Source organism: Coprothermobacter sp., from assembly GCA_013824685.1.
GTDB lineage: Bacteria > Caldisericota > Caldisericia > Cryosericales > Cryosericaceae > Cryosericum.
In genome coordinates this window covers 44,406-68,645 of the sequence record PNOG01000004.1, presented here as the reverse complement: position 1 = coordinate 68,645, position 24,240 = coordinate 44,406, and the positions used below count along the sequence as shown (strand labels likewise).

At 58.1% G+C, this 24,240-nt stretch carries 21 protein-coding genes and 3 tRNA genes; 17 read left to right on the top strand and 7 right to left on the bottom strand.

Annotated elements, in window-relative coordinates; genetic code table 11:
- Positions 1-52 precede the first annotated feature (52 nt).
- Entirely contained in the window at positions 53-388 is a 336-nt protein-coding gene (locus C0398_00730) for a rubredoxin (protein MBA4364514.1), read from the top strand.
- Between the two features lie 104 nt (positions 389-492).
- On the top strand, positions 493-1,344 hold the full coding sequence (locus tag C0398_00725) for a bifunctional methylenetetrahydrofolate dehydrogenase/methenyltetrahydrofolate cyclohydrolase (GenBank protein MBA4364513.1): 852 nt from the start codon (positions 493-495) through the stop codon (positions 1,342-1,344).
- Between the two features lie 15 nt (positions 1,345-1,359).
- Here the strand turns inward: C0398_00725 and C0398_00720 are convergent, their stop codons facing one another.
- Together C0398_00720 and C0398_00715 are read right to left on the bottom strand one after the other, a co-directional pair.
- Complete coding sequence (locus C0398_00720) at positions 1,360-2,073, bottom strand: biotin--[acetyl-CoA-carboxylase] ligase (GenBank protein MBA4364512.1); 714 nt, start codon at positions 2,071-2,073, stop codon at positions 1,360-1,362.
- Positions 2,046-3,065, bottom strand: a complete 1,020-nt coding sequence (locus C0398_00715; GenBank protein ID MBA4364511.1) for a hypothetical protein — start codon at positions 3,063-3,065, stop codon at positions 2,046-2,048. Before C0398_00715 ends, C0398_00720 begins: the two co-directional genes overlap by 28 nt.
- A gap of 90 nt (positions 3,066-3,155) precedes the next feature.
- On the opposite strand from C0398_00715, the gene C0398_00710 reads away from it, so the two are divergent.
- The 3 genes from C0398_00710 to C0398_00700 all read left to right on the top strand — a co-directional run bounded on the left by C0398_00710 (position 3,156) and on the right by C0398_00700 (position 11,457).
- The gene (locus tag C0398_00710) at positions 3,156-7,220 is read left to right on the top strand and encodes a hypothetical protein (protein MBA4364510.1); all 4,065 of its coding nucleotides are present in this window, start codon (positions 3,156-3,158) and stop codon (positions 7,218-7,220) included.
- 98 nt (positions 7,221-7,318) lie between these two features.
- Positions 7,319-8,197, top strand: coding sequence for a hypothetical protein (locus C0398_00705; GenBank protein MBA4364509.1), 879 nt, complete (start codon positions 7,319-7,321; stop codon positions 8,195-8,197).
- A 98-nt stretch (positions 8,198-8,295) separates the two neighbouring features.
- Positions 8,296-11,457 (top strand): isoleucine--tRNA ligase, encoded by a 3,162-nt coding sequence (locus tag C0398_00700; protein MBA4364508.1) that lies wholly within the window; start codon positions 8,296-8,298, stop codon positions 11,455-11,457.
- A 52-nt stretch (positions 11,458-11,509) separates the two neighbouring features.
- On the opposite strand, the gene C0398_00695 is transcribed toward C0398_00700, so the two are convergent.
- The 5 genes from C0398_00695 to C0398_00675 all read right to left on the bottom strand — a co-directional run bounded on the left by C0398_00695 (position 11,510) and on the right by C0398_00675 (position 14,434).
- Positions 11,510-12,343, bottom strand: a complete 834-nt coding sequence (locus C0398_00695) for an adenylyltransferase (protein ID MBA4364507.1) — start codon at positions 12,341-12,343, stop codon at positions 11,510-11,512.
- The gene (locus C0398_00690) at positions 12,340-13,740 is read right to left on the bottom strand and encodes a hypothetical protein (protein MBA4364506.1); all 1,401 of its coding nucleotides are present in this window, start codon (positions 13,738-13,740) and stop codon (positions 12,340-12,342) included. The genes C0398_00695 and C0398_00690 overlap by 4 nt, the downstream gene beginning before the upstream one ends.
- A gap of 61 nt (positions 13,741-13,801) precedes the next feature.
- Positions 13,802-13,892, bottom strand: a tRNA-Ser gene (locus C0398_00685).
- A complete protein-coding gene (locus C0398_00680; protein ID MBA4364505.1) occupies positions 13,879-14,349 on the bottom strand; it encodes a tRNA-specific adenosine deaminase in 471 nt (156 codons plus the stop codon). The genes C0398_00685 and C0398_00680 overlap by 14 nt, the downstream gene beginning before the upstream one ends.
- Positions 14,350-14,357: 8 nt before the next feature.
- A tRNA-Arg gene (locus tag C0398_00675) sits at positions 14,358-14,434 on the bottom strand.
- 108 nt (positions 14,435-14,542) lie between these two features.
- Here C0398_00675 and C0398_00670 point away from each other — a divergent pair.
- From C0398_00670 to lysS, 12 genes are all read left to right on the top strand, one after another.
- Positions 14,543-15,823, top strand: coding sequence for an aminoacetone oxidase family FAD-binding enzyme (locus C0398_00670; protein MBA4364504.1), 1,281 nt, complete (start codon positions 14,543-14,545; stop codon positions 15,821-15,823).
- A gap of 22 nt (positions 15,824-15,845) precedes the next feature.
- A complete protein-coding gene (locus C0398_00665) occupies positions 15,846-16,730 on the top strand; it encodes a pyridoxal 5'-phosphate synthase lyase subunit PdxS (GenBank protein MBA4364503.1) in 885 nt (294 codons plus the stop codon).
- 2 nt (positions 16,731-16,732) lie between these two features.
- Complete coding sequence (locus C0398_00660) at positions 16,733-17,323, top strand: pyridoxal 5'-phosphate synthase glutaminase subunit PdxT (protein MBA4364502.1); 591 nt, start codon at positions 16,733-16,735, stop codon at positions 17,321-17,323.
- Entirely contained in the window at positions 17,324-18,079 is a 756-nt protein-coding gene (locus C0398_00655; protein MBA4364501.1) for a YebC/PmpR family DNA-binding transcriptional regulator, read from the top strand.
- Positions 18,080-18,086: 7 nt separating this feature from the next.
- On the top strand, positions 18,087-18,602 hold the full coding sequence (locus C0398_00650) for a crossover junction endodeoxyribonuclease RuvC (GenBank protein ID MBA4364500.1): 516 nt from the start codon (positions 18,087-18,089) through the stop codon (positions 18,600-18,602).
- The gene (gene ruvA, locus C0398_00645) at positions 18,586-19,179 is read left to right on the top strand and encodes a Holliday junction branch migration protein RuvA (protein ID MBA4364499.1); all 594 of its coding nucleotides are present in this window, start codon (positions 18,586-18,588) and stop codon (positions 19,177-19,179) included. Before C0398_00650 ends, ruvA begins: the two co-directional genes overlap by 17 nt.
- Before the next feature lie 3 nt (positions 19,180-19,182).
- On the top strand, positions 19,183-20,247 hold the full coding sequence (locus C0398_00640; GenBank protein MBA4364498.1) for a Holliday junction branch migration DNA helicase RuvB: 1,065 nt from the start codon (positions 19,183-19,185) through the stop codon (positions 20,245-20,247).
- A gap of 96 nt (positions 20,248-20,343) precedes the next feature.
- Positions 20,344-20,435 (top strand) — tRNA-Ser (locus tag C0398_00635).
- Between the two features lie 24 nt (positions 20,436-20,459).
- Positions 20,460-21,239, top strand: coding sequence for a pantothenate kinase (locus C0398_00630; GenBank protein MBA4364497.1), 780 nt, complete (start codon positions 20,460-20,462; stop codon positions 21,237-21,239).
- Positions 21,236-22,228, top strand: coding sequence for a tRNA dihydrouridine synthase DusB (locus C0398_00625; protein MBA4364496.1), 993 nt, complete (start codon positions 21,236-21,238; stop codon positions 22,226-22,228). Before C0398_00630 ends, C0398_00625 begins: the two co-directional genes overlap by 4 nt.
- On the top strand, positions 22,221-22,757 hold the full coding sequence (locus C0398_00620) for a transcription elongation factor GreA (GenBank protein MBA4364495.1): 537 nt from the start codon (positions 22,221-22,223) through the stop codon (positions 22,755-22,757). The genes C0398_00625 and C0398_00620 overlap by 8 nt, the downstream gene beginning before the upstream one ends.
- Positions 22,754-24,232: a lysine--tRNA ligase gene (gene lysS, locus C0398_00615; protein MBA4364494.1), complete on the top strand. Its 1,479-nt coding sequence runs from the start codon at positions 22,754-22,756 to the stop codon at positions 24,230-24,232. Before C0398_00620 ends, lysS begins: the two co-directional genes overlap by 4 nt.
- Positions 24,233-24,240: the final 8 nt, after the last annotated feature.

Here is a 24,240-nt window from a genome sequence, read left to right as displayed (position 1 = left end):
AGTTGTTGATTGCATTGGCGTTCCAAGTACACTGGTGACGGAGGTGGTTCTTATGAAGATGTGGCGTTGCACTGTTTGTGGGCTTTTGTACGAGGGGGAGAATCCCCCTGAGGCGTGTCCCAAGTGTGGGACTCCTGCGGAGAAGTTCGAACTCGTCTCCGAGGAACAGGTCGGGGTCATCGAACGTGCTCGGAAGACGAACCAGCTGCACAGTGACCTGCTCGCTGAGCTGGCGAAGATTGAAGCTATTGCCGACGCCGGCATCGAGGACAACCTTGATCCAGGCTGCCTTCGCACCTTCACGAAAGCCAAGGAAGCGGCCAGGCTTGTCCGGCAGTTCTCCGTCGCAGAGGTCAGGGTGCACGTGAACAAGAACAAGTGGGGATGACGAGGCCTGTCCCGGCGCCGAGGTACTGCCCGGACATCGCTTGCAAACACTACATTCCCGGACCGGCTGAGTAGCCGGCGGATTACGTCGAAAAGGAGAGAAATATGGGATCCATTATGGAAGCATCGTTGTTCACGCGCAAGATCGAAGCTGAGATCACCAAGGAGGTTGAACGCCTGAAGTCGGAAGGACACAACCCCTCGCTGAGCGTGATTGTGGTTGGCAACAGCCCGTCGACAATGGTCTACTTCAAGAACATGTCGCACAAGGGTGTGGAACTCGGGTTCTATGTTGAGCTCCGGAAGATCGACGATTCAGTCGGAGCTGCCGAGGTGCTCGAGCTCATCCACAACCTGAACGACTCGAAGGACGTCGACGGCATCCTCGTCGGGCTTCCCTTGCCCAAGGAATATGATGTGGATTCGGTCTTGCACGCTATCAGTCCCGACAAGGATGTCGATGCTTTTCACCCCTTCAACATGGGTCAGCTGATGATCGGCAAGCCTCACTTTGTTCCAGCCACCGCAAGATCGATTATCTCTCTCCTGGAGAACTATGGTGTTCGCATCCAGGGCAAGAACGCGGTTGTTGTGGGCCGCAGCAACATCGTGGGCAAGCCAGTTGCCTCTCTGCTGCTTCAGCGTGACGCCACGGTCACGGTGTGCCATTCCAAGACCGTCGACCTTGTCAAGTACACGCGTGAGGCAGACATCCTGATCGTCTCGATGGGCAGACCCAGGGCGATTACGGCTGAGTACGTCAAGGAAGGTGCTGTCGTCATCGACGTGGGCATCAACGACGTCAATGGGAAAATCGTAGGGGATGTCGATTTCGAGGGTGTTCGCCCAAAGACATCGCTGATCACACCGGTGCCCGGTGGAGTCGGCGTATTGACGACCCTTATGCTGTTCGACAATGTCCTCAAGGCGGCTCGGCTCAACAGTGAAAAGCACTGAGTCGGTGAGAGCTGCCTACCAGTCGTAGACGCTTCCGGCGTCCACCTCCGTGAGTGACCCGTCAGGGTTCTTGAGAAGGAGGGCGCCGGTTCTTGACAGTCCAGCCACGCGGCCGGACTCCCGCTGATCGTTGAATTCGACTGTGACGAGTTCGTCTCGCAGGGCTAGATTGGCGTCCATCCAGGGGCGGAAGGCATCAAAGCCACGCAGAATGAGCGTGTCGATGTCCAGTTCCACCATGTTCAGGACGCTTGCACGGAGATGCTGCACATCGATGCTATGTCCCAGTTCTCCTATCAGCGAAGCCGCCCGCGGCAACTGATCCGGCGGCACGATATTGTTGACGTTGACGCCGATGCCCACCAGCAGGATTGTCGTTCCAGACTGAACGAGCGTCTCAGCAAGGATGCCGCAGACCTTGCGACGTTCGACAAGCAGGTCATTGGGCCATTTCACGAGTGTGCGAACGCCAGTCTCGGTCAACAAGGCGCTTGCCACGCCGTGTGCAGCGGCCATTGCGGACTGACGAACTGCCTCAGCCGACGGTACTGTCAGAGCCAGCGTCAGCCACAGGCCTCCTGGTCGCGAATCCCAGCTCTTGCCACGTCGCCCTCTTCCTCCTGACTGTGTCTCGGCTGTAACAGCAAATGGCAGCAAGTGGCCGTCAAGTGCGATCTCGCGTGCAGTGTCCTGCGTAGACGCTATGTTCGCATAGGTGAGCAGTTCCATGGATCCTCACGGATGGCATCCAGCAGTTCACCGACATGGCGGGGTGCGTCCGTGATGAAGACGCTTGCTCCACGGTCCACGAGACGGGTCAGCACACTTGCTCTCATACTCATGGAGAGCATGGCGATGTCTTTTTGCCGCACAAGGACGGCATCCAGCCGAGGAAGACCGACCGGAACCAGGGGCCCGGAAACTGTATCGGAGGGACCGCGGTGAAGCATGGTCGTTACAAAGAGCCTTTCGGTGCCAACACCAGCCAACACGAGTTCGTCAATGAAGTCTGTTGCCCCTGCGTCGGTGCACAGAGCCAGGACCGCTCCATCGGTTTTGGGAAGCCCGTAGCCTTGTTGAGCAATGACGGGCATTGACGGCGCCAGCGTGATGGGCCGGCTGTGCGGGACCCACGCTGTGACGGGGCACGCAGCAGTGCCGACAAGTCGCTGGGCCACGTCCTGTACCATGGAGTTATCGGAACCCGTGACCACAAGGAAGTCCGATCGCTGCTCGAGGAGGTTCCATGCGAGAGCAACGGCGTTGGCTGCGTGATCGTGAACCCCCGAAGGCCGCAAGTCGCAGTCGACCAGGCCCCCGACGGCTATGCCGGCGCCCGCGCTAAACCAGTTCCTGGCAGGGCGGGCAGCTGCCAATCCTGCAAACAGCCGCAGTCTCTCCGCAAGGTCTGACAGCTCGAAAGGCTGCTGTATCAGGATGTCGACAAGGCGAGCGTACTGGGCGAGTGTTCCCATCACGATGCAGTCCACGCGTCCTGCTTCCATGCGCAGAGCCCCGGATGGAACGGCGACCTCGCCCCCTTTGGCCAGCATCTCCTGTTTCAGGATGTTGGCAGCCTGCGGGAGGAGGCCATTCACCCGCATCACAAGGAATACCGCCTTGGCCGCCATGAGATCGGCCCCTACAGAGTAGCACCCCAAGCCATTCAGGAGATCATGGGCCTGCTGAACGGTCGACATATGCACGACTGAGAGTTCCACTGGCGCTCCTTTCCGTCGCGACTGATCTTTCTCAACCGCGGCCTACAAATTGTATTCTCCTGTCTCGGGACTACAATATTCGTGGTCAAGATGTCTATTCTGCAAGTCGGGAGGAATGGAATGAAGAAGCGCCTGTCAGTTCTGCTCAGCGTGGTTCTCATACTGGGCCTGGTGTTCGCGAGCTTCCCGTTCAAGGCAGCCACGGCTGCCACGACGGTGAAGATAACCTTGCTCGAGACAAGTGACGTTCATGGGGTCATCTACCCGTATGATTACTTCAAGGACGCGCCCGCGAACGGCGGACTCGCAAAGCTGTCGACGCTGGTCAAAGGCGTCAGAGCTGACAACCCCAATACCCTTCTCCTGGACGACGGCGACAACCAGCAGGGTACACCGCTGACGTACTACTTCAACAAGGTGGATACGACGGCGAAGAACCCGATGGTCGCAGCCATGAACATCATGGGATACGATGCCATGACACTTGCCAACCATGAATTCAACTATGGGCTCGCTATCGTCGACAAAGCCCGGTCCGAGGCCAAGTTTCCCTGGCTTTCGGCCAACATCTACAAGGAAGATGGCACCAACTACTTCACGCCGTACATCGTCAAGACGGTTGCCGGCGTCAAGGTTGGCATCCTTGGCCTGACGACCAAGAACATCCCGAACTGGGAAGTTCCCGCCAACATCAAGGGTCTTGTCTTCAAGGATACGGTCGAAGAGGCCCAGAAGTGGGTCAAGGTCCTCAAGGACACCGAGAAGGTAGACCTTGTGGTGGTCCTGGCACACGAGGGGTTCGAGAAGGATATCGACACCGGCAAGGATCTTGGCACCTCAATCGAGAACCAGGCGTATGCCATTGCGATGACCGTTCCTGGTATCGACGTCATATTGACCGGGCATACCCACCTGTCTATCCCGGGCAAGACGCTCAATGGCGTTCTTGTCATGCAGCCGAAGAACGCAGGCGTCGAGATCTGCAAGGCAGACATCACTATGGAACAGACTGCCACCGGTTGGAAGGTTGTCACGAAAACCGGAGCCAATCTCCCTGTAACTGCCGACACCGTGGCTGATCAGGCCATTCTCGATGCAACCAAGACACAGCACGAAACGGCCGTCAACTACATGAAACAGCCGCTTGGCGAAGCGACGGGGGATTTCCCTGGCATCACGTCTCGGACTGAGGATAGTGCCATCATGGACCTGATTCAGAAGGTCCAGATGAAGTACGCCAACACCGATCTCTCGCTCGCAGCAATGCTGCCGGATCCTGCCCCGAGTTTCAAGAAGGGGCCGCTGACGGTCCGTGACATGTATTCTCTCTACATCTACGAGAATACGTTGTTTGCCATTGAGGTGACCGGACAGCAGATCAAGGATGAGCTTGAGTGGTCTGCGACCTACTTCAACACGTACACCTATAGCAAGACAGCTACCAGTCTGGTCAACTCCAGTGTGAGGGGCTACAACTACGACATGCTGCAGGGAGCCGACTACGTGATCGACGTTACAAAACCGGTTGGTCAGCGCATCAGCGGCCTGATGTACCACGGCAAGCCCATGGATATGACCGCTTCCTACACACTGGCTCTCAACAACTACCGCGCGGGCGGTGGCGGATTCCTTGGGTTCAAGGGCGCACCGATTGTCTACCAGTCCAGCGACGAGGTCCGCAACCTGATGATCCAGTACGTCAAGGAGACAGGGACGATCGATGCGACAGTCGACAACAACTGGTACCTCGTTCCGGACTATCTCAACTCGCAGTATCGCGCAGCGATCGATACGCTCAACAGGCAGAGCGCACTGAGCGAGTTCCCCGCAGGGGCATTTGCTCCTGATTCCACGGCCACGCGCGGTGATCTCGCGGCAATCATCACCGGGTCCTACGTCGCGGTCGGCAGCCGCAATCACGGAAGTTCATTCGTCGACGTCGCCAGCGACGGGTGGTATGCCCGAGCGATCGGGACCGTCGAAGCTCTCAAGTTGATGAACGGTACGTCGGCCAGAACGTTCGCGCCCAGTGCCCCAGTCACAACTGAACAGGCAGTCACTGCCCTGATGAGAGCAAGCGGATATGGATACGAGGCTTCAAGGTACGATCTCTGCGCGCAACCTCTGGACAAGGTCCCAAACCTGTTCCGCAATGCGGACGGCACGTGGAATTGGGAAGCGTTGGCAGCGGACACGAAGAAGAACGGCGGAGCGACCATCAACATGCGTTCCGGCCAGTCTCTTGGTGGAGTGGAGATGTACGCTATCTCTGCCCCCGTGGCCCCTGGAATGGTTGTCAATGGCTATCCGACTGGTAGCGACCTCAAGGCATATACGATGAAGAACGCCAAGTGGCTGCTGGACCGGACAGGGTATGCTCTTGGCACATGGTACTACAAGGGCAAGACGTATATCGACGTGAGCACGACGATCCCTTGGCGGAGCTATGCAGTCACGCTGGGCGAGGAATACGACCAGATCGCGATCTTTGACCTCGCCAACTTCGAGGAGATCCCTACCGGTGGCACCAGTGGCAAGTCCGGCAGGAAACCCAACATGAACCTCATCATCTCGGACTGGGCGCTGCCATACGTGGCGTTTGCCGCATCGAAGGGCTTCATCACGGCTGAGCAGGCCGCTGCCCCGAAGCACCAGCTCACGAGGGGCGAACTGGCCGATATGGTCGTCAAGATGCGTTTCCCGACCGTGGTCATCCTGCATACCAACGACTTCCATGGCAACCTGCTGGCCGTGACGGATGCCAACAAGAACAGCGTTGCGGGGGCAGCCCGCGAGGCCACCATCATCAATGGCGTCCGCAGCACGTTTGGCACAGACCATGTTCTGCTGGTCGACGCCGGCGACGCGATTCAGGGTGCCACAGTCGCCAACCTGTTCCAGGGTAAGAGCGTGACAGATGCTTACAACGCGATGGGCTACGACGTGGCAACACTCGGCAACCACGAGTGGGACTATGGTCAGCAGGTCCTGAAGGACCGGATCGCAGACGCCAAGTTTGACTACGTGAATGCGAACGTGACGGGCGTCAATCTCGGCTGGAAATCGAATGTCATCAAGAATGTGGCCGGGATCAACATCGGACTGTTCGGTGTCGTGACGACGGACCTTCCTATCATCGTAGCGCCGTCAAGCCTGACAGGAGTCGGAATCGCTGATCCTATAGCTACTGCCAAGAACCAAGTCATCGACCTGAAGGGGCAGGGGGCCCAGTACATCGTTGCTCTGAGCCACTGCGGATATGACAGCGGCGGCGCTCCGCTGGACCCTGCTATCGCTGCAGGTGCACCTGGCATCAACCTGATCATCGGTGGTCACTCCCACACCGTCCTGACGAAGACGGCGATGGTTGGCAAGACCATGATCACCCAGACCGGCACAGCCGGTGCGTATGTCGGCAAAGAGGTCATCGATTTCACAACCTACCAAGGAAAGATCACCGGGCAGAGGGTCACCTATGAACTTGTACCAACTGTGACGACTGTCGCCGAAAACCCTGCTGTCAAGGCCATCGTCGACGGGTATAACAACCAGCTGAAGGACAAGCTGAGCGTCGTCGTCGGCAAAGCTCTCGTTGCGCTTGACGGCGAACGCGCGAACGTTCGTACGAAAGAAACCAACCTCGGCAATTACATCGCCGACTGGATGCGCATCTCCACGGGTGCGGATATCGCGTTCGAGAACGGCGGCAGCATTCGCGTCAGCGTTCCTGCCGGTGACATCACAGTTGGCAATATCGTTGCCGTGCTCCCGTTCGACAACCTGCTGGTCGTCCTGGAGATCAAGGGTTCCACCCTCAAGGAAGCTCTCGAGAACTCTGTCAGCGCGTATCCTGCGCAGCTGGGAGGGTTCCTTCAGGTGTCTGGATTCAGCTTCACGTTTGACCCGGCCAAGCCCAAGGGTTCGCGTGTCGTCAGCATGACCAAGGATGGCAAGCCCATGGACATGAACGCCACGTACAAGCTCTGCACTGCAGATTTCACCGCTGCCGGCGGTGATGGGTATGCCATGCTGAAGGGGGCCAAGGTCGTCTACATGTCCGGAGAATGGATGCGTGATGGTCTTGTTGCCTACGTCAAGGCACATCCAGAGATCAACCCGACCGTCGAGGGTCGAATCACCGTCGTCAAGCCGTAACACACTATCGACTGATTTGTCAGGGGGGGCCGGCAGTCGCCGGCCCCCTTGTGTTTGACCGTTGTTGCACATCTGTCGAAAGAGGAGACAATCCATCCATGAACACTGTGAAAACAATGACGCAAGAGCAGCAGGAACGTCTCCGATTGGCTCTGACTGCGGGTGGTGCCACCCTGGACCAGGAGCTGCCTGTGGGGGCGTCCTTCCTGGCCAGGAGCGAGGGTTCGGTCGTCACTGGCTATCGGAGCGGCAAGGTCCTGTTCCAGGGGCTGGACTGCGACAGGCAGGTTCGGCTCGCGGAAAGGATTCTGGTTCACGCGGAACCGGCGAACAAGAGTCTCGAGTTCCCGATCGTCGGGGGAGACGAATCGGGCAAGGGAGACCTGTTCGGTCCACTTGTCGTTGCCGCGTTTGCCACTCGCGGCAAGTCAGAACGACGGGAGGTCGTGCGAGCCGGGGCACGAGACTGCAAGCTCATGACAGATACGGAAGTGCGTACCGTCGCGACAAGACTGAACGGTATCGGCGTGTCGAGCATTCACATCCTCATGCCCCATGACTACAACTCACGGTATGCGCGCGTGCACAACGTGAACATCCTGCTCAACGAGGTCTATGCCGAGTTGCTGCTCGAATTGGCGACTGCATCGAAGGCTCACACGGTCATCCTGGACAAGTACGGAGGGAGAGCGATGGCTCTTTGGAAGTCTCCGCAGAGCTTCCGCTTCGTCGTAGAAACGCACGCAGAACGATATCCTGAAGTGGCTGCCGCTTCGGTTCTTGCCAGGAGCGCATTTCTTGACGGTCTCGAGCGTACTGCAAGAGACAATGGAATCGTCCGGCTGCCAAAGGGAGCTTCGATGGAAACGCAGGCGTTCATGCGGCGCCTGGCGTCAGACAAGGGCAAGGACGTGCTACGGTCGGTCGCAAAGGTGAATTTCGCACCCGTGAAGGAGTGCCTCGATAGCCTGTTCTAGAGGGGGGTCAGTGATTGTCACCTGGTTGACAACGCTACCCGGCGACGTAGTATATATGCGGATTTCCGCAGTGAAACCTTCACACGAGGAGACGTCTCATGTTTGAACCCGTACTGCCTGCCGACAAGGTTGTCGAGCAGGAGGTGGCTATTATCCAATTCTGGGAAACCAGTCATGTCTTCGAGAAGTCGCTCGACCTGAGCAAAGACAAGGAGCGCTTCGTGTTTTTCGAAGGGCCACCGACCGCGAACGGCATCCCCGGCGTGCACCACGGCCTGGCCCGCGTTTTCAAGGACACGGTTCTAAGGTATAAGGCAGGTACAGGCTACTATGTCCCCCGCAAGGGCGGTTGGGACTGCCAGGGTCTGCCCGTGGAGATCGAGGTCGAGAAACGACTTCACATCAGCGGCAAGCAGCAGATCGAGGAATACGGCGTCGAAGCATTCGTTCGCGAGTGCAAGAGCAGTGTTTTTACGTATAAGGCGGAATGGGAGAAGATGACCAGCCGCATCGGTTTCTGGCTGGATACCGAACATGCGTATGCGACCTATACCAACGATTACATCGAATCGGTCTGGCATATCCTCAAGACCTTCTACGACAAGGGGTTGCTGTACCAGGGGCACAAGGTTGTGCCGTACTGTCCGCGCTGCGGGACCGCTCTCTCCATGCACGAAGTAGCGCAGGGTTATAGGAACGTCACCGATGAGACGGTCTTCGTCAAGTTCTCCCTGGCATCAGATGGACTGGAGGGTGTCAAAGCGCTGGTCTGGACGACGACGCCTTGGACTTTGCCGAGCAACGTCGCGCTCGCGGTCAACCCGGGTGTGGAGTACTCGGTTGTCGAACTGGATGGTGAACGGTATCTTCTGGCTTCTGCACGGTTGGCTGCAGTGTTTGGTCATGATGCCGAACATGTGACACTCGTGCGCACCTATCTCGGGAGCGAGCTTTCAGGGATCCGATATGAGCGCCTCTACGACTATGCCAGTGTTGCGCCCGATGAAGAGGCGCGTGGGTGGCGCATCGTCATCGCAGACTTCGTGACGACGGCGGACGGCACAGGCATCGTCCATCTTGCTCCTGCGTTTGGCGAAGACGACCTCAACGTCGGACTGAAAGAGGGACTTCCGTTTGTCCAGCTTGTAGACCTTGCAGGCAGATTTACAGCTGAAGTGACGCCGTGGGCCGGCAAGGACGCCAAGGGAAGCGATCCCGATATTCGCCGCCAGCTCAAGGCCGACGGGAGACTGCTCAAGACGGAGAGGATCGAACATGACTATCCGTTCTGCTGGCGATGTGATACGCCTCTTCTCTACTACGCCAAGGACTCGTGGTTCGTCCGCACGACGGAGTTCAAGGACCACATGGTTGCGAACAATCAGGAGATCACCTGGTACCCGGACCACATCAAGGACGGGCGATTTGGCAACTGGCTGGAGAACATCAAGGACTGGGCGCTGTCCCGCGAACGCTACTGGGGGACTCCATTGCCCATCTGGGTCTGCGATTCCTGTGGACACCAGCACGCGGTAGGTTCGATCGCTGAACTCAACGAGATGGCTGTCAACCCGGATCCCGAGGTCGAACTGCATCGCCCCTACGTGGACAAGATCGAACTGCGGTGTCCGGTGTGCGGTGGTGTCATGCACCGTGTCCCGGAAGTCATCGACGTCTGGTTCGACTCCGGCTCAATGCCATATGCACAGTGGCACTATCCATTCGAGAACCAAGGCGAGTTCGCGAAGATGTATCCGGCGGATTTCATCTCAGAAGGAATCGATCAGACACGTGGGTGGTTCTACACCCTTCACGCTATCTCCACGGCTCTCAACGACAGGCCCGCGTTCAGGCGTTGCATGGTACTCGAACTGGTGCTGGACGAGAAGGGCCACAAGATGAGCAAGCATCTCGGCAATGTCATTGACCCCTGGAGTATTCTCGACAAGCAGGGAGCTGATGCTTTCCGATGGTCTCTGTATACCAGCACTCCACCCTGGTACCCGAGACGGTTTGGGCCGAGCGTTGTGGCCGACGCCCTCAAAAACTTCATCATACCACTTCGCAACGTCTATAGTTTCTTCGTGCTGTACGCCAATATCGACCATTTTGATCCGCACGCTGCTCAGCTGCCATTTGGCCAGCGGCCAGAACTGGACCGGTGGCTTCTGAGTCGGTTCCAGGTGCTCGTCCGGGAAGTGCGTGCAGATATGGAGGCCTATGATATCAACCCGGCGACGAAGCGCATCCAGGCTTTCGTCGAGGAGCTGAGCAACTGGTATGTGCGCCTGAGCAGGCGGCGTTTCTGGAGAAGCGAAAACGATACTGACAAGCTGTCGGCGTACCAGACGCTCTACAGGGTCCTGGTCAACCTTGCCAGATTGCTGACGCCCTTCACGCCCTTCATGTCGGAGGAGATCTACCAGAACCTCGTCCGGTCGGGCGATGTCGAGGCCCCGCTTTCTGTACACTTCCTCGACCTGCCCGAGGTTGACGAGTCCATGTTCGACCCGCAGCTTACGAGCGCGATGCAGGTGATCATGGATGTCGTGTCGCTGGGAAGGTCAGCCAGAAAGCAGGCAGGCGTCAAGACCAGGCAGCCGCTCAGTGCGGTGACAGTTTACGTCCACGACGCGCAGGCTCACAGAGCGCTGGTTTCCCATGCCGAAATCATCCGCGATGAGCTGAACGTCAAGTCCATCGCTGAAGCGACTCACGCCGCGGACATAGCCGAGTTCGCGCTCCGACCCAACCTGCCTGTCCTCGGCAGGAGGGCTGGAACATCGATCCCAGCCATCCAGAAGGCACTGGCCGCAGATCCAGAGAGAGTCTATGCTGAGCTTGAGAGCACTGGTCAGGCTTCAGTGGAACTGGACGGAACGGCATTCCTGCTGACGAAGGATGACGTCATCAGCACGGTTTCCGGGAAAGGCGGACTGTTCGCAGCGTCGGCGGCAAACGTTGTCGTGGCGGTCGATGCTGCGGTCACACCGGAGTTGCGAGCTGAGTGGTATGTGCGAGAGGTTGAACACTTTGTTCAGGGGCAGCGCAAGGACAAAGGCTACCAGGTGACGGATCGCGTACGCCTTGCTCTGACGTGTACCGATGCAGCAGTGACGGCGGCGCTCACCGCTGCGGTGCAGGACGTAGCCCAGGAAGTCCTTGCAAACGAAGTGACGGTAGTCACCGGCGCGGTCGAGGACGGTGCCCTGGCCCTGGAGCTTGAAGGATGGAAAGTAGCCTGCCGACTGGAACGGTAAGAGCGCTGCGGCAGGTGCAGCACGTTTACATTCCCGGCGGGGTTCCCTGTCTTCAGCAGGAACTCTGCCGGGAATCTGTTTTCATCGAGAACAACTCGGTAATGGTTGGCAGGTCACCACACACTCGGCACGCATGGTCGCGTTCAAGCGGCACGAGGTCGAAGCGATTGTCCTCTCCGTCCACGAGCAGCATTTTTCCGGCCAGCCAGTCTCCGCACCCGACAATATACTTGAGCACGTTCTGCGCGACGATGGATCCGATGATGCCGGGAGTGCTGCCGAGAATGCCGCGGGCTCTCTCCTCACGTGCCATGGCAGTAGTAGGAGACTTGGGGTAGAGGCAGCGGAAGCAGGCCGTTTTTCGCGGGATGACCGTGAATGCCATTCCGTGGAGGTTGCTGACCGCACCGACGAACAGCGGCTTGTCAAAAAGGACAGCAGCGTCGGAAACGAGATATCGCGTACTGTAGTTGTCTGTGGCGTCGACGATCATGTCGTAGGCGCTAAAGAGAGCATAGGCGTTGTCTGGGTCCAGCCGGCTTGGATAGGCCTCGACACGTACTTCCGGGTTTAGAGCCGCCAACCGTTCCTTTGTGACAAGAGCCTTAGGTTGACCGATGTCTCCGGTGACATAGAGCATTTGCCGGTTCAGGTTGGACAGGCTCACGGTGTCTCCATCGACCACTCCCAGCGTACCCACGCCGGCCGCAGCCAGGCACAGAAGGATCGGGGAGCCGAGTCCTCCGGCTCCCACGACCAGAACAGACGCTCTTGACAGCTTCTTCTGTCCCCGAGGGCCAACCTGTTTCATCCATAGCTGACGTTCGTAGCGACCCCCGGCGGGGACCCCGCAGGACGAAGCGCGTACCTGTTTCGATGAAGTCATGTCGTTGCCTCCTCTGGCACGAACAGTGCATGCAGTCCGAACGGTAGCGCCCAGGGAAGCCATGCGCGGGCTTGTTCGGTCATTGTCGCAGCGTCCAGAATCAAAACAAATGAGCGTTTCGCCAGGACATCGAGCACGATTGAGAGCAGCCAGCCTTCTCCTTCTGGACCGTCCGCAGCAGCGGGAACAAGAATCGGAGCGCCGGGGAGACAGTTGTCGGATGACCACGCGACAAATGGACCGGTCGTCAAGTCGGAACGCCACAGCCGGTCGATTGGCTCGCCCGTTCTCGTCGGTCCTGCTGCGAAGAGGATGGTATGCGGGCGCATCGAAAACCTGGCGTCTATGATGCAGAACTCTCCCGGCGGGCACTTCAGCGGCGAGCAAAGGACTCGCTTGTGCTCCAGGTCAATGACCAGCCGGGTCGCCAGCGGAGCGGGAAAGTCGCCTGCAGGAACCTCTCCATGGTCGAAAGCCAGAGAGTCGAGAATACTCGGATCCGCGTAGGCGGCGAGATCGACGAGGATCTGATCTCCATCGTCCCAGGCATTGATGTGGTGGAGTGCGAACAGTGGGCGCGTGGAGAGCGTCGCTTTCAGCGCACCTGTCCTCCGATCGACGACCAGGATTCTACTCCCCCGCCCTGCATCCCAGACATAGTTGCGCAGGTATAGACGTCTGGATGAGCTCAGGGAGCGAGGATATGCCGTGAACGGACCTTCGACGAGAACGACCCATCGTTGCGTTACGCTGAAGGAGTGCATGTATCCAAGGCGCGAAGACGGGAGAGCACACAAACGTCGCGTCGTTCCTTCAGGACTGGTGACGGCAATGACATATCCCGCAGGATCCCCGTTGCAGAGCGACAGGTCGAAACGCTCTCCGGTGAGCCGGTCAAAGATGGGGTGTGGCGAGGACGCGCAGCATCTGTTCAGATGAGTCCATCGCCTTGTGCGGATTGTCGCCAGCGTCGCGGGATCGATCAAGATCCTCTGTGGTGTGTCGCCGAGAGCCTCCAGCTCGTTTCTCCAACTCGTGATGTTCATGTTGGCATTGTCGCTCGTGAGATGCCTGCCCCGGTGGATGGATTGGGAATCGAAACCGCCAGCCGGCACGGCGTCTTCCGTCAGGGCTCGGCGATACCAGGAACTCGCAAGGAAGCGGTTGCTGCAGGTGACCCCATGTGGTCCAAAGCTCACTGATGCGAGGAGGGCGAAGCCATCCAGCCAGTGTCCAACAGAGTGACCCCCGATCTGGAACCTGCCGGGGCCGATTCTGTACATCGTGCCGATGAGGTCGGGAGGAACAATTCCCGTGACGCTGAGGGGTACACTGGAGACTTCATCGAGAAGCGAAGCAAAGCCGATGCCGTATCTGGGGGCAAATCCCGGGTTCACGGCTGCACTCCGGCATCAAGAACTGTATGGGCCGATGATAGCTCCAGCATCTGCGCAATGCTGGCGGAGAGGGTGGGATTTGAACCCACGAACGAGGGAACCCCGTCACCTGCTTTCGAGGCAGGCGCTTTCAACCGCTCAGCCACCTCTCCGTTTGGACCTGATACGTGCAAAGAACTGTTGCAGGACAACCTCGGCATCAGCGCGCAACAAACCAGAAACCACCTCCGGAGCATATCCAAAGATAGGCCGCGTAAGCATATTGCCATTGCTGCCCACTGCTCCATTGTCGAAATCGTACGCTGCGAAGACCACCCGCTGTACCCTCGCAAGAGCTATTGCGGCAGCACACATCGGACACGGCTCAAGAGTAACATACAGGACGCATCCGTCCAGCCGCCAATCTTGGAGACGCTCGGCACTGGAGCGCAACGCAAGCATCTCGGCATGTGCCGTCGGGTCTTTGGCGCTCTCTCGCATGTTATGTGCAGAAGCAAGCAGTTCACCAGCCCTCGCAACAACGCATCCCACGGGGATCTCTCCTTCATCAAGGGCACGCCTGGCCTCATCAAGAGCAAGGAGCATGCAATCAACATCTGTGAGAGCCATGTCAGGACTGGTGCGCCCGACAGGAATCGAACCTGTAACCTACGGTTCCGTAGACCGTCACTCTATCCAGTTGAGCTACGGGCGCACAACGTTGATTGTATTCCATTTCCCCCGGTTGGCAAGAAGAACAGTGAGGATTGCTGAGCAACGTGGCAGTAGTGACGCACACAAATCTGTTATAATCTAGCCGGCGATGGAAACAAGAGCTGAGGTCTGTGTCATAGGTGGTGGTGCTGCCGGCATGCTGGCGGCATTGTCTGCTGCAAGGCACCTCAAAGCCTCTGGCCATGATGGCTCAGTCCTCATCCTCGAACGGAATCGGGTGCTCGGCAGGAAGCTGGCGATCACGGGCAAGGGCAGGGCAAACGTGACAAATGCGCGTTCAGTCGGCGAGTTTGTCCAGGCCTTCGGCCCTTCCGGCCGATTCCTCTACCCGGCGTTCGATTCCTTTTTCTCGGATGACCTTGTCGCCCTCTTCGCCGAAGCCGGCCTGCAACTCAAGACCGAGCGGGGTGGCCGAGTGTTCCCTGTGACGGATAAGGCGCAGGACGTCGTCCAGGCTCTCGGGCTGCTTCTCGTGCGAAATGGCGTCGATGTTCGCTACTCGGCTCGCGTCCGAAGCATGGATTCTGGGTCCGGCGACTGGAAGATCGGTCTGGAGTCTGGTGGGTCCGTCCGCTGCCGGGCGGTGGTCGTGGCCACGGGTGGAAAATCCTACCCTGGTACAGGGTCGACAGGAGACGGCTATGAGCTTCTTGAGCGCGTGGGCCATCACCCCGGTCGCCTGCTTCCTGGCCTGGTTTCCCTGCACTGTCCCGAGAAGTGGTTGAGAGAACTTGCGGGGGCCTCGCTCGAAGGCGTCGCTGTCGAGGCATGGGTTGGTCCTCAGCTGCTGGCTCGAAGGCAGGGAGAAGTCATGATAACGGACCGAGGGATCGGAGGGCCAGCCGTCCTGTCGCTGAGTCTGGCCGTCACACCGGCCCTTGCCGAGAGCAAGGCTGTCCTTCTGTGCATGGACCTGCGGCCCGAGAAGACGTTGGATCAGGAGCTTCACGACATCGAGGCTTGCGGAAATGCTGATGAGATCCTGGTGTATGTCTCGAGGTTCCTTCCGAGGCGGATGGCTCTTGAGCTGATGCGCGTGTGGGGCATCGAAGCAAAGGGCAGGACGCCATTGCCGAAGAAAACACTTGCTGTGGTGGCCAGATCAATCAAGGGCGTGGAGCTGAGATGCACAGGTGCCGACCCTCTCGCCTCCGCGATCATCACGCAGGGGGGTGTTGCTCTACGGGAGGTCGACCCGCGATCCATGGGATCGAGACTCGTCCCCGGATTGTTCATTGCCGGCGAGCTCCTGGACCTGCAGGCCGTCACCGGTGGCTACAATTTGCAGGCAGCTTTCTCGACCGGATTTCTGGCCGGAAGGTGTGCAGCCGAATACGTTGCCAAATCACCAAATGACAGTAGACTTTAGGGGTTGAAGAGGTGACAACGACATGGCTGAAATCGGAACGACCAAGATAAAGCGTGGTTTGGCAGAGATGTTCAAGGGTGGCGTCATTATGGACGTCACGACGGTCGACCAGGCGACGATTGCCGAAGACGCCGGTGCAGTGGCAGTGATGGCACTTGAACGGATTCCGGCTGATATTCGCAGGGAAGGTGGCGTCGCACGGGCGGCTGACCCGGGACTTGTCGAGCAGATCATAGACGCCGTCTCGATTCCCGTCATGGCCAAGGTACGAATCGGGCACATTGCCGAAGCACGAATACTGGAATATATGGGCGTCGACTTTATTGATGAGAGCGAAGTGCTGACTCCCGCCGACGTCACCTATCATATCGACAAGTGGCAGTTCAAGATTCCCTTCGTATGTGGAGCGCGCAATCTCGGCGAGGTGCTGCGGCGTGTCAGCGAGGGAGCTGCGATGATCAGGACGAAGGGCGAGCCGGGCACCGGAGACGTCTCTGAGGCGGTCACCCACATGCGAGCGGTCATGAACGAGGTTCGCAAGGTGCAATCGATGCTTGAGGATGAACTCGTGGTCGAGGCGAAGGACCTTGGGGTCAATGTTGAGCTACTGCGCGAAGTGCGTACGTTGGGACGCCTTCCTGTGGTCAACTTTGCAGCGGGGGGCATTGCCACCCCGGCTGACGCGGCGCTTATGATGATGCTTGGGGCCGATGGTGTCTTTGTGGGTTCTGGCATTTTCAAGAGTTCCGATCCACTTCCGAGAGCAAAAGCCATCGTGGCCGCAACGACCTTCTGGGAAGATCCCAAGGTGCTCTTCGAGGTAAGCAAGGGCCTGAAGGAAGGGATGTCAGGCATAGACGCACGCACGCTCGTCGAGCTGGATAAGATGCAGGTGAGGGGCAACTAAACGTGGTCATCGGCGTCCTCGCTCTTCAGGGCGACTTTCGAGAACACGCCAGGATGGTGCGGTTCCTTGGCGTGGAGGTCTGCCTCGTTCGTCTCCCCGAGGAAGTCAAATTGGTGGATGGGCTGATCATCCCGGGAGGCGAAAGCACGACCATGGGGAAGCTCATGGTCAAGTACGGAGTGGATCGAGCTATCGTCGACCGCTTCAATGCAGGGAGACTGGCGATCTATGGCACGTGTGCAGGAATGATCGTCTTGGCTCGGGAGATTGAGGGAAGCCAGGCGCAGCCTCATCTGGGACTTCTGGATGTGACTGTCCAGCGGAATGCGTTTGGACGTCAGAAGGAGTCCAGCGAGGAAGATCTGGGAATCGAAGGGCTAGATACACCATTACATGCGCTGTTTATTCGGGCGCCGGTGATCATCCGGACAGGACCTTCTGTAAACGTATTGGCAAGGGTAGCACAGGGGCCGGTCTATGTGCAGCAGGGAAGGCTCCTTGCTTCTTCGTTCCATCCGGAGCTTGGAAGCGATACAAGGGTACATGAACATTTTCTGCAATTGGCAGGGCAGAGCTCAAATCAGGAGGTCTAGATGTCCGGGCATTCCAAGTGGCACAATATTCAGGCCAAGAAGGGCGTAGAAGACGCCAAGCGCGGTCGTGCTTTCACCAAGATCACTCGTGAGATCATTATCGCGGCGAAGGCAGGCGGCGGGAGTACCGACACGAACACACGGCTGAGGGCGGCCGTAGAAAAGGCCAAGTCAGCGGGTATGCCCAATGACAACGTCAAGAAGGCAATCATGCGCGGAACCGGAGAGATGGAGGGTGTCAGCTACGAGGAGACCACGTACGAAGGTTACGGTCCCAATGGCACTGCATTCATCATCCAGGCCTCGACTGACAACAAGAACCGCACGACGTCGGAAATCAGGAGGATCCTCTCTCAGCACGGTGGCGCGATGGGCGAGAACGGATCTGTCAGCTGGGGCTTCGAGCGGAAGGGTTCGCTGGAAATCGATCCAGCTGACAAGGGATACGACGATCTGTTCATGATTGCAGTGGACAGCGGCGCAGAGGACCTCAAGCAGGACGAGGAGACGACGACCGTCGTCACCGGACCTGAGGATGTCTACAAGGTGCGTCAGGCCCTCGAGGCTGCCGGGATTGTCGTGAAGTCCGCGTCTCTCACCATGATTCCCAAGACTCTTGTTGCCGTCGCCATTGACGATGCGCGAAAAATCGCGCGGCTGGAGGAAGCGCTGGACGAGCACGATGACGTCAGCGACTACTTCTCCAACTACGAGATGAGCGACGAGATCATCAAGCTGCTGGAGCAGGAAAGCTAGAGACGTTATGCTTACTCTGGGAATCGATCCCGGACTGGCACGCATCGGCTACGGTGTCGTCTCGTCAGACGGCGACACCGTAGCCCTTCTCGACTATGGGTGTCTGGAGACCCATCCTGGCACGCCGTATCCAGACAGGCTCAAGTACATCTACGACAGCGTTCGCCGACTCGTCCGCAGGTACAAGCCGGATGCGGTGGCCCTCGAGTCTCTGTTCTTTTTTCGAAACGCCCGGACGGTCATGAAGGTCAGTGAGGCGCGCGGAGTCATCGTCCTTGCCATCGGCACATGTCACGTTCCTGCGTTCGAGTATACCCCTCAGCAGGTGAAGCAGGCCGTCTCATCATATGGCATGGAGAGCAAGAAGAACGTCGAGATTGCCGTGCGCCAGATTTTTGGTGTCGAGGAGCACATTTCACCTGATGATACAGCGGACGCCATTGCTATCGCCCTCTGCCATACGTTCACGGGGGCCTATCGCGAGGTAGTTCTGGCGGAGGAGACCGATGATTGCACTGATTAGGGGGACCGTATATCGCAGACTGGATTCCGCCGTCATCGTTCTTGTCGGCGACATCGGGTATGAGGTACGGGTGGTGGACCCCACCATGTTTGAGGTTGGGGAAGAGGTCGAACTGCGGACATACCATGTCGTCAAGGAAGACCGGCAGGAGCTCTACGGTTTTGTTGAACCGCTGGACTATGAAGTTTTCGCCGACCTGGTCGAGCATGTTCCGGGCGTAGGCGCCAAAACCGCCCTGAGCCTTCTGCGTGCTGTACCTGCATCTCGCCTCATCGAAGCCGTGCGGGAACAGAGTGTTGGGTTACTCACTTCCGCGCCCGGCGTAGGGAAGAAGAATGCCGAGCGCATCCTCATCGAGTTGCGTCCGATCGTCAATCGCAAGTATGCTGAGCTTCTGTCTGTGGAGGGAATGACAGGAACCGAACCCACCGTATTGGCAGAGGTGGAGATGGCGCTCCGGTCTCTCGGATATTCACAACAAGAGATCAGTGGGTCTCTCCGGGAGCTTGGCGCTACGAAGGACCGTTCAGCCGAGGAACTCGTGAGTGATGCCTTGCAGCATCTTTCGAGGAAATAAGATATGGCTGCCGGCGAGGAGAAGCGGGTACGTCGGAAAGCGACTGTTGCTCAAGCCCCACTGCCGTCCGGGAAGCCCGAGGGTGACGCGGTGGGTTCGACGTTGCGGCCACGACGTCTGGAGGATTTCATAGGACAAGAGCAGCTGCGGCGCAACCTGGCCATTTTCATCAAGGCCGCACTCAGCCGCAACGAGCCGCTGGACCACTGCCTGCTCTACGGTCCTCCAGGTCTGGGCAAGACGACACTCTCGCAGATCATTGCCGCGGAGCTTGGTGTGCGGTTCAAGTTCACGAGCGGACCGGCACTTACACGGGCGGGTGATCTTGCCAGCATTCTGGCATCGCTCAGGGACAGGGATGTGCTGTTCATCGACGAGATTCATCGTCTGCCCCCCGCGGTGGAAGAGAGTCTCTATTCTGCAATGGAGGATTTTCAACTGCCCATCATTCTTGGGAAGGGACCAAGCGCCAAGACACTGACGATACGTCTCAAGCCGTTCACACTCGTAGGAGCGACCACCCGATTTGGCATGTTGTCCGCCCCTCTTCGCGACAGGTTCGGCATCGTCATGCGCATGGATCCATACAATGAGGAAGAACTGGCTCAGATCATTGCCAATGCCGCCTGCCGGCTTGAGACGTCTGTCGAGCCGGCTGCTGCCAGACGCATTGCCGGTCGCTCACGCGGCATTCCTCGCATAGCACTTCGGAACCTGAAACGCATCAGAGACTACTTGGCATACGCGGGGGCTTCCGTCGTCGATGTCAAGCTGGTCGACGAGGCTTTCTCACGGCTCAACATCGACAAGTATGGCCTGCTGGACATCGATCGGCGGCTCCTTGGCGCGATCGATGAAAAGTTCAGAGGCGGCCCAGTGGGACTCGACAGCCTGGCTTCTGCCATCAGTGAAGACCCTGATACGGTGTCCGTCGTGATCGAGCCGTATCTGGTTCAGTTGAACTTCATCGCGCGGACATCGCAGGGACGCGTCATAACGGACCTGGGCCGGCGATATCTGAAGGGTCATGATAGTGCCTCGAGCGGCGGGGACGATGTGCTGTTCTGACGTCTGCGAAGGCTCTGACCCTTGATAATGTGCGGGAAGCCGGTATAATCAATAAGAGCCCGTGCAATAGTACGGGTTTGTCAGATTCCAAAGCACGGAGAGATGGCCGAGTGGCTGAAGGCACTCGCCTGCTAAGCGAGTGGGTGGCTAATACCGCCTCCCGGGTCCAAATCCCGGTCTCTCCGCCATTCTGGTTTTGAAGGCGCGCCACCATGCTTCTTGCCATTGATGTCGGGAACACCAACATAGTCTGTGGCCTGTTCGATGGTACTGTCCTGCGCGATAGTTGGCGCCTGACGACCGACCGGGGCAAGACTGCCGATGAATACAGCGTGTTCATCCGCAGTCTATTTCAGTTTTCCGATGTCCAGCCGGGGGACATAGAGTCTGTTGTTCTAGCTTCTGTTGTCCCACCGCTCACGCCGATCATGCGGCGCCTCGTCGATCGCATGTTTCATCTCCGACCCCTCATGGTCTCGACAGCACTCAATACCAATATCGCATGGGAGGTCGAGTCCCCGTTGGAGATGGGGGCCGACCGTATTGCTGATTGTGTCGGCGGGTATATGAAATACGGGGGCCCCTGCATCATCATCGACCTTGGGACCGCGACGACGTTCAACTTTGTGAGCGGCGATGGAAGGTACCTTGGGGGCTCCATAGCGCCCGGCCTTCTCAACTCAAGCGAATCCCTGTTTACCAAGACGGCCAAATTGCCCCGTATTGAGCTTGAACGCCCGGCAACGAGCCTTGGAATCGACACGATCACGCAGATGCAGGTTGGCGTTGTCTGGGGTGCGGTATTCATGGTCGACGGCATGATTCAGCGCATCCGCCAGGACACGGGTTGTCCAGACGCTAGAGTAATCCTGACAGGCGGGCTGTCGGGTGTAGTGGTTCCTGGCTTGCGGACCCCCTGTGTGCATGATCTGAATCTCACCCTCGATGGCTTGCGAATCCTCTTTGAGCTGAACAGGGGCAGGACTGAGTGAACATTGGGCCGCTGAAGCTTGATGGGCGTGCCTTCCTTGCGCCCCTTGCAGGGTATGGCGATTCCCCTTTTCGCATTCTATGCCGGCGCTATGGCGCAGCCATGGTCTACACAGAGATGGTCTCGTCCCTCGGCATCACGTTCAGCAATGTCAAGACATTCGGGATGCTGGTGTTCGATCCTGTCGAGCGCCCTGTCGACTGTCAGATGTTTGGGGCTCGGCCTGATGCAATGGCACAAGCTGCAGAAGTTCTGGCGAAGGCCGGGGTCGATGCCATCGACATCAACATGGGATGTCCCGAGCCAAAGATCGTGAAGACCGGTGCCGGATCGGCGCTCCTGAGGGATCTTCCGCTTATCGATGCAATCACGTCCGCGGTTGTACGGGCGACACGGCTGCCAGTGACGGTGAAAATACGCAAGGGATTCCTCCTCGACGACAACGTTGCCGAAGAAATCCTGGCAATTTGCGAGAAGAACGGCGTAGCAGCCCTTGCCATTCACGGCAGTACTGCCGTGCAGGGACGCTCGGGCTCGAAGGACTGGGATGTCATCGCTGCGGCAAAGGCAAAGGCGACTATACCAATCATTGCGAACGGAGGCGTCAAGAAGGCTGAGGACGCAAAGAGGTTTCTCGACTACACTGGAGCCGACTACGTGATGATAGGAAGGGCGGCTCTCGGGAATCCGTGGGTCTTCGAGCAGATTAACGATGTCTTGGGTGGCAGGAGTCCTCGCGAGCCTGGCGTTGACGAGCGGTTCAGGGTCATGCAGGAGCATGTCGACCGCGAGGTCGCTCTCAAGGGTGAGGTCATCGGAGTCAAGGAGATGCGCAAGCACCTCGCCTTCTACTTCAGGGGCTTCCCTGAGGCGACGACGTATCGAGGGCGCATCAACCAGGTGAAGGAAGCAGACCAGCTGAAGAAGCTGCTGAATGAGTACGGTGCGCTGTGCACGAGTGCCAGCGAGGAGGTTCGCCATGATGCATGACGAAGAAGAGCATTTCGACGAAGAGATTGAACTTACCAATGTGCGTGAAGATGAGGAAGAGAAGCTGTACATCAGCCCCTCTCAGCACAAGAAGATGCTTGAGGAGCTCAACAGGCTGAAGACCAAGGAGCGCCTTCGTATCGCAGAGCGCATCAAGGACGCCAAAGGGTTCGGCGATCTGTCGGAAAATGCCGAGTACGAAGAGGCAAAGAAGGAGCAGGCGTTCATCGAGGGGACCATCATGGACGTCGAGCGTCAGCTCGAGCGCTCCGTGGTCGTCGAACCAGACGATACGGGCACAGGCGAAGTTCACATGGGCTGTAAGGTTCAGGTACTCGACATCGAGACTGCCAAAACTCGCTGGTTCACCATCGTCGGCAATCTTGAAGCTGATCCCATGGAAGGTCACATTTCCATTGACAGTCCGGTGGGCAAGGCCCTCGTGGGGAAGCGCGAGAAGGAGACCGTTGCTGTGCGTATCCCCAAGGGTCGAGTCTCGTACAAGATTCTGTCCATCGAAAAGGTATAGTCGTGCTGGAACTCAACGAGGTTGAGCAAAGCCGCAGGGACAAGATTGGGGAACTTCGCCAACAGGGAATTGACCCGTTTGGTCACAGTTTTGGGGACGCGCTTGCGGCAGCCTACATCGCGGAGCACTTTGATGAGCTGGGAGACAGGACGGTTCGTGCCAGAGGGCGCGTCATGGTTGTTCGTGGCCATGGGAAGGCGTGTTTCCTCGTGTTGGCGGACATGTCCGGGCGGATCCAGCTGTATGTGCGCTCTGACGACCTCAAAGAGCCTGCCTATGACTGGTTCAAGAAGTACGTCGATTCCGGTGACATCATTGGGGTCGAAGGAACACTGTTCGTAACAAAGACGGGAGAGAAGACCATCGCTGTCGCAAGACTGTGGGTTCTGTCGAAGGCGATCCGTACGTTGCCCGAAAAGTTTCATGGCCTCACGGATGTCGAAATCCGTTATCGTCAGCGTTACGTCGATCTCATGGTCAACCCGGAGGTTCGAGACGCTTTTGAGAAGAGGTCCCATGTAGTCTCGCATATCCGGACATACCTGACCGAGCGAGGATATCTTGAGGTCGAGACACCAATGCTCCAGCCAATCGCGGGTGGTGCCACTGCGCGACCGTTCGTGACGCATCACAATGCACTTGATCAGGACCTATTCCTGCGCATCGCTCCGGAATTGTACCTGAAGCGGCTTCTGGTCGGCGGTTTCGAGAAGGTCTTTGAGATCAACCGCAGTTTCAGGAACGAGGGCATCGATACGGTGCACAACCCGGAGTTCACGATGATGGAACTGTACGAAGCCTATTCGGACCTTGGTGGTATGATGAGCCTGACCGAGAACCTCATCCTTGACCTGGTGGAAAAGGTCACGGGTGTGTCGCAGGTGCACATGGGCGAGCGGCTGATCAACTTCATCGGGCCATTTGCCCGGATGACGTTCGACGAGGCCATGCAGAAGTACGCGGGTGTTGGTCTGGAGGAGCTGCGCGATGATGGGCTGGCGCACCGCAAGATCGCTGAGTTCGGCATTCACATGGACAAGTCGTTCGACTATGCCAACGTCGTCAACGAGGTTTTCGACAAGATGGTCGAGCCCAACTTCGTCGATCCGACATTTGTGCATGACTATCCTGTGGAAATCTCGCCGCTTGCCAAGCGCATGGCGGATCAGCCGCAGAGAGTTCAGCGCTTCGAGCTTTTTGCCGACGGGATGGAGCTTGCCAATGCCTTCACCGAACTCAACGACCCTGTGGACCAGGAAGAAAGGTTTGCGCAGCAGGCTGCAGCGAAAGCCGGGGGCGATGACGAAAGCCAGTCCATGGATTTCGACTACGTGCGTGCCCTGCAGTACGGCATGCCGCCTGCGGGTGGGCTGGGCATCGGCATCGACAGGCTTGTCATGCTTCTGCTCGGCGTGGAGTCTATCCGTGAGGTTATCCTGTTCCCTCAGCTGAAGAGAAGGGAGTCACAGGACTGACGTTCTTG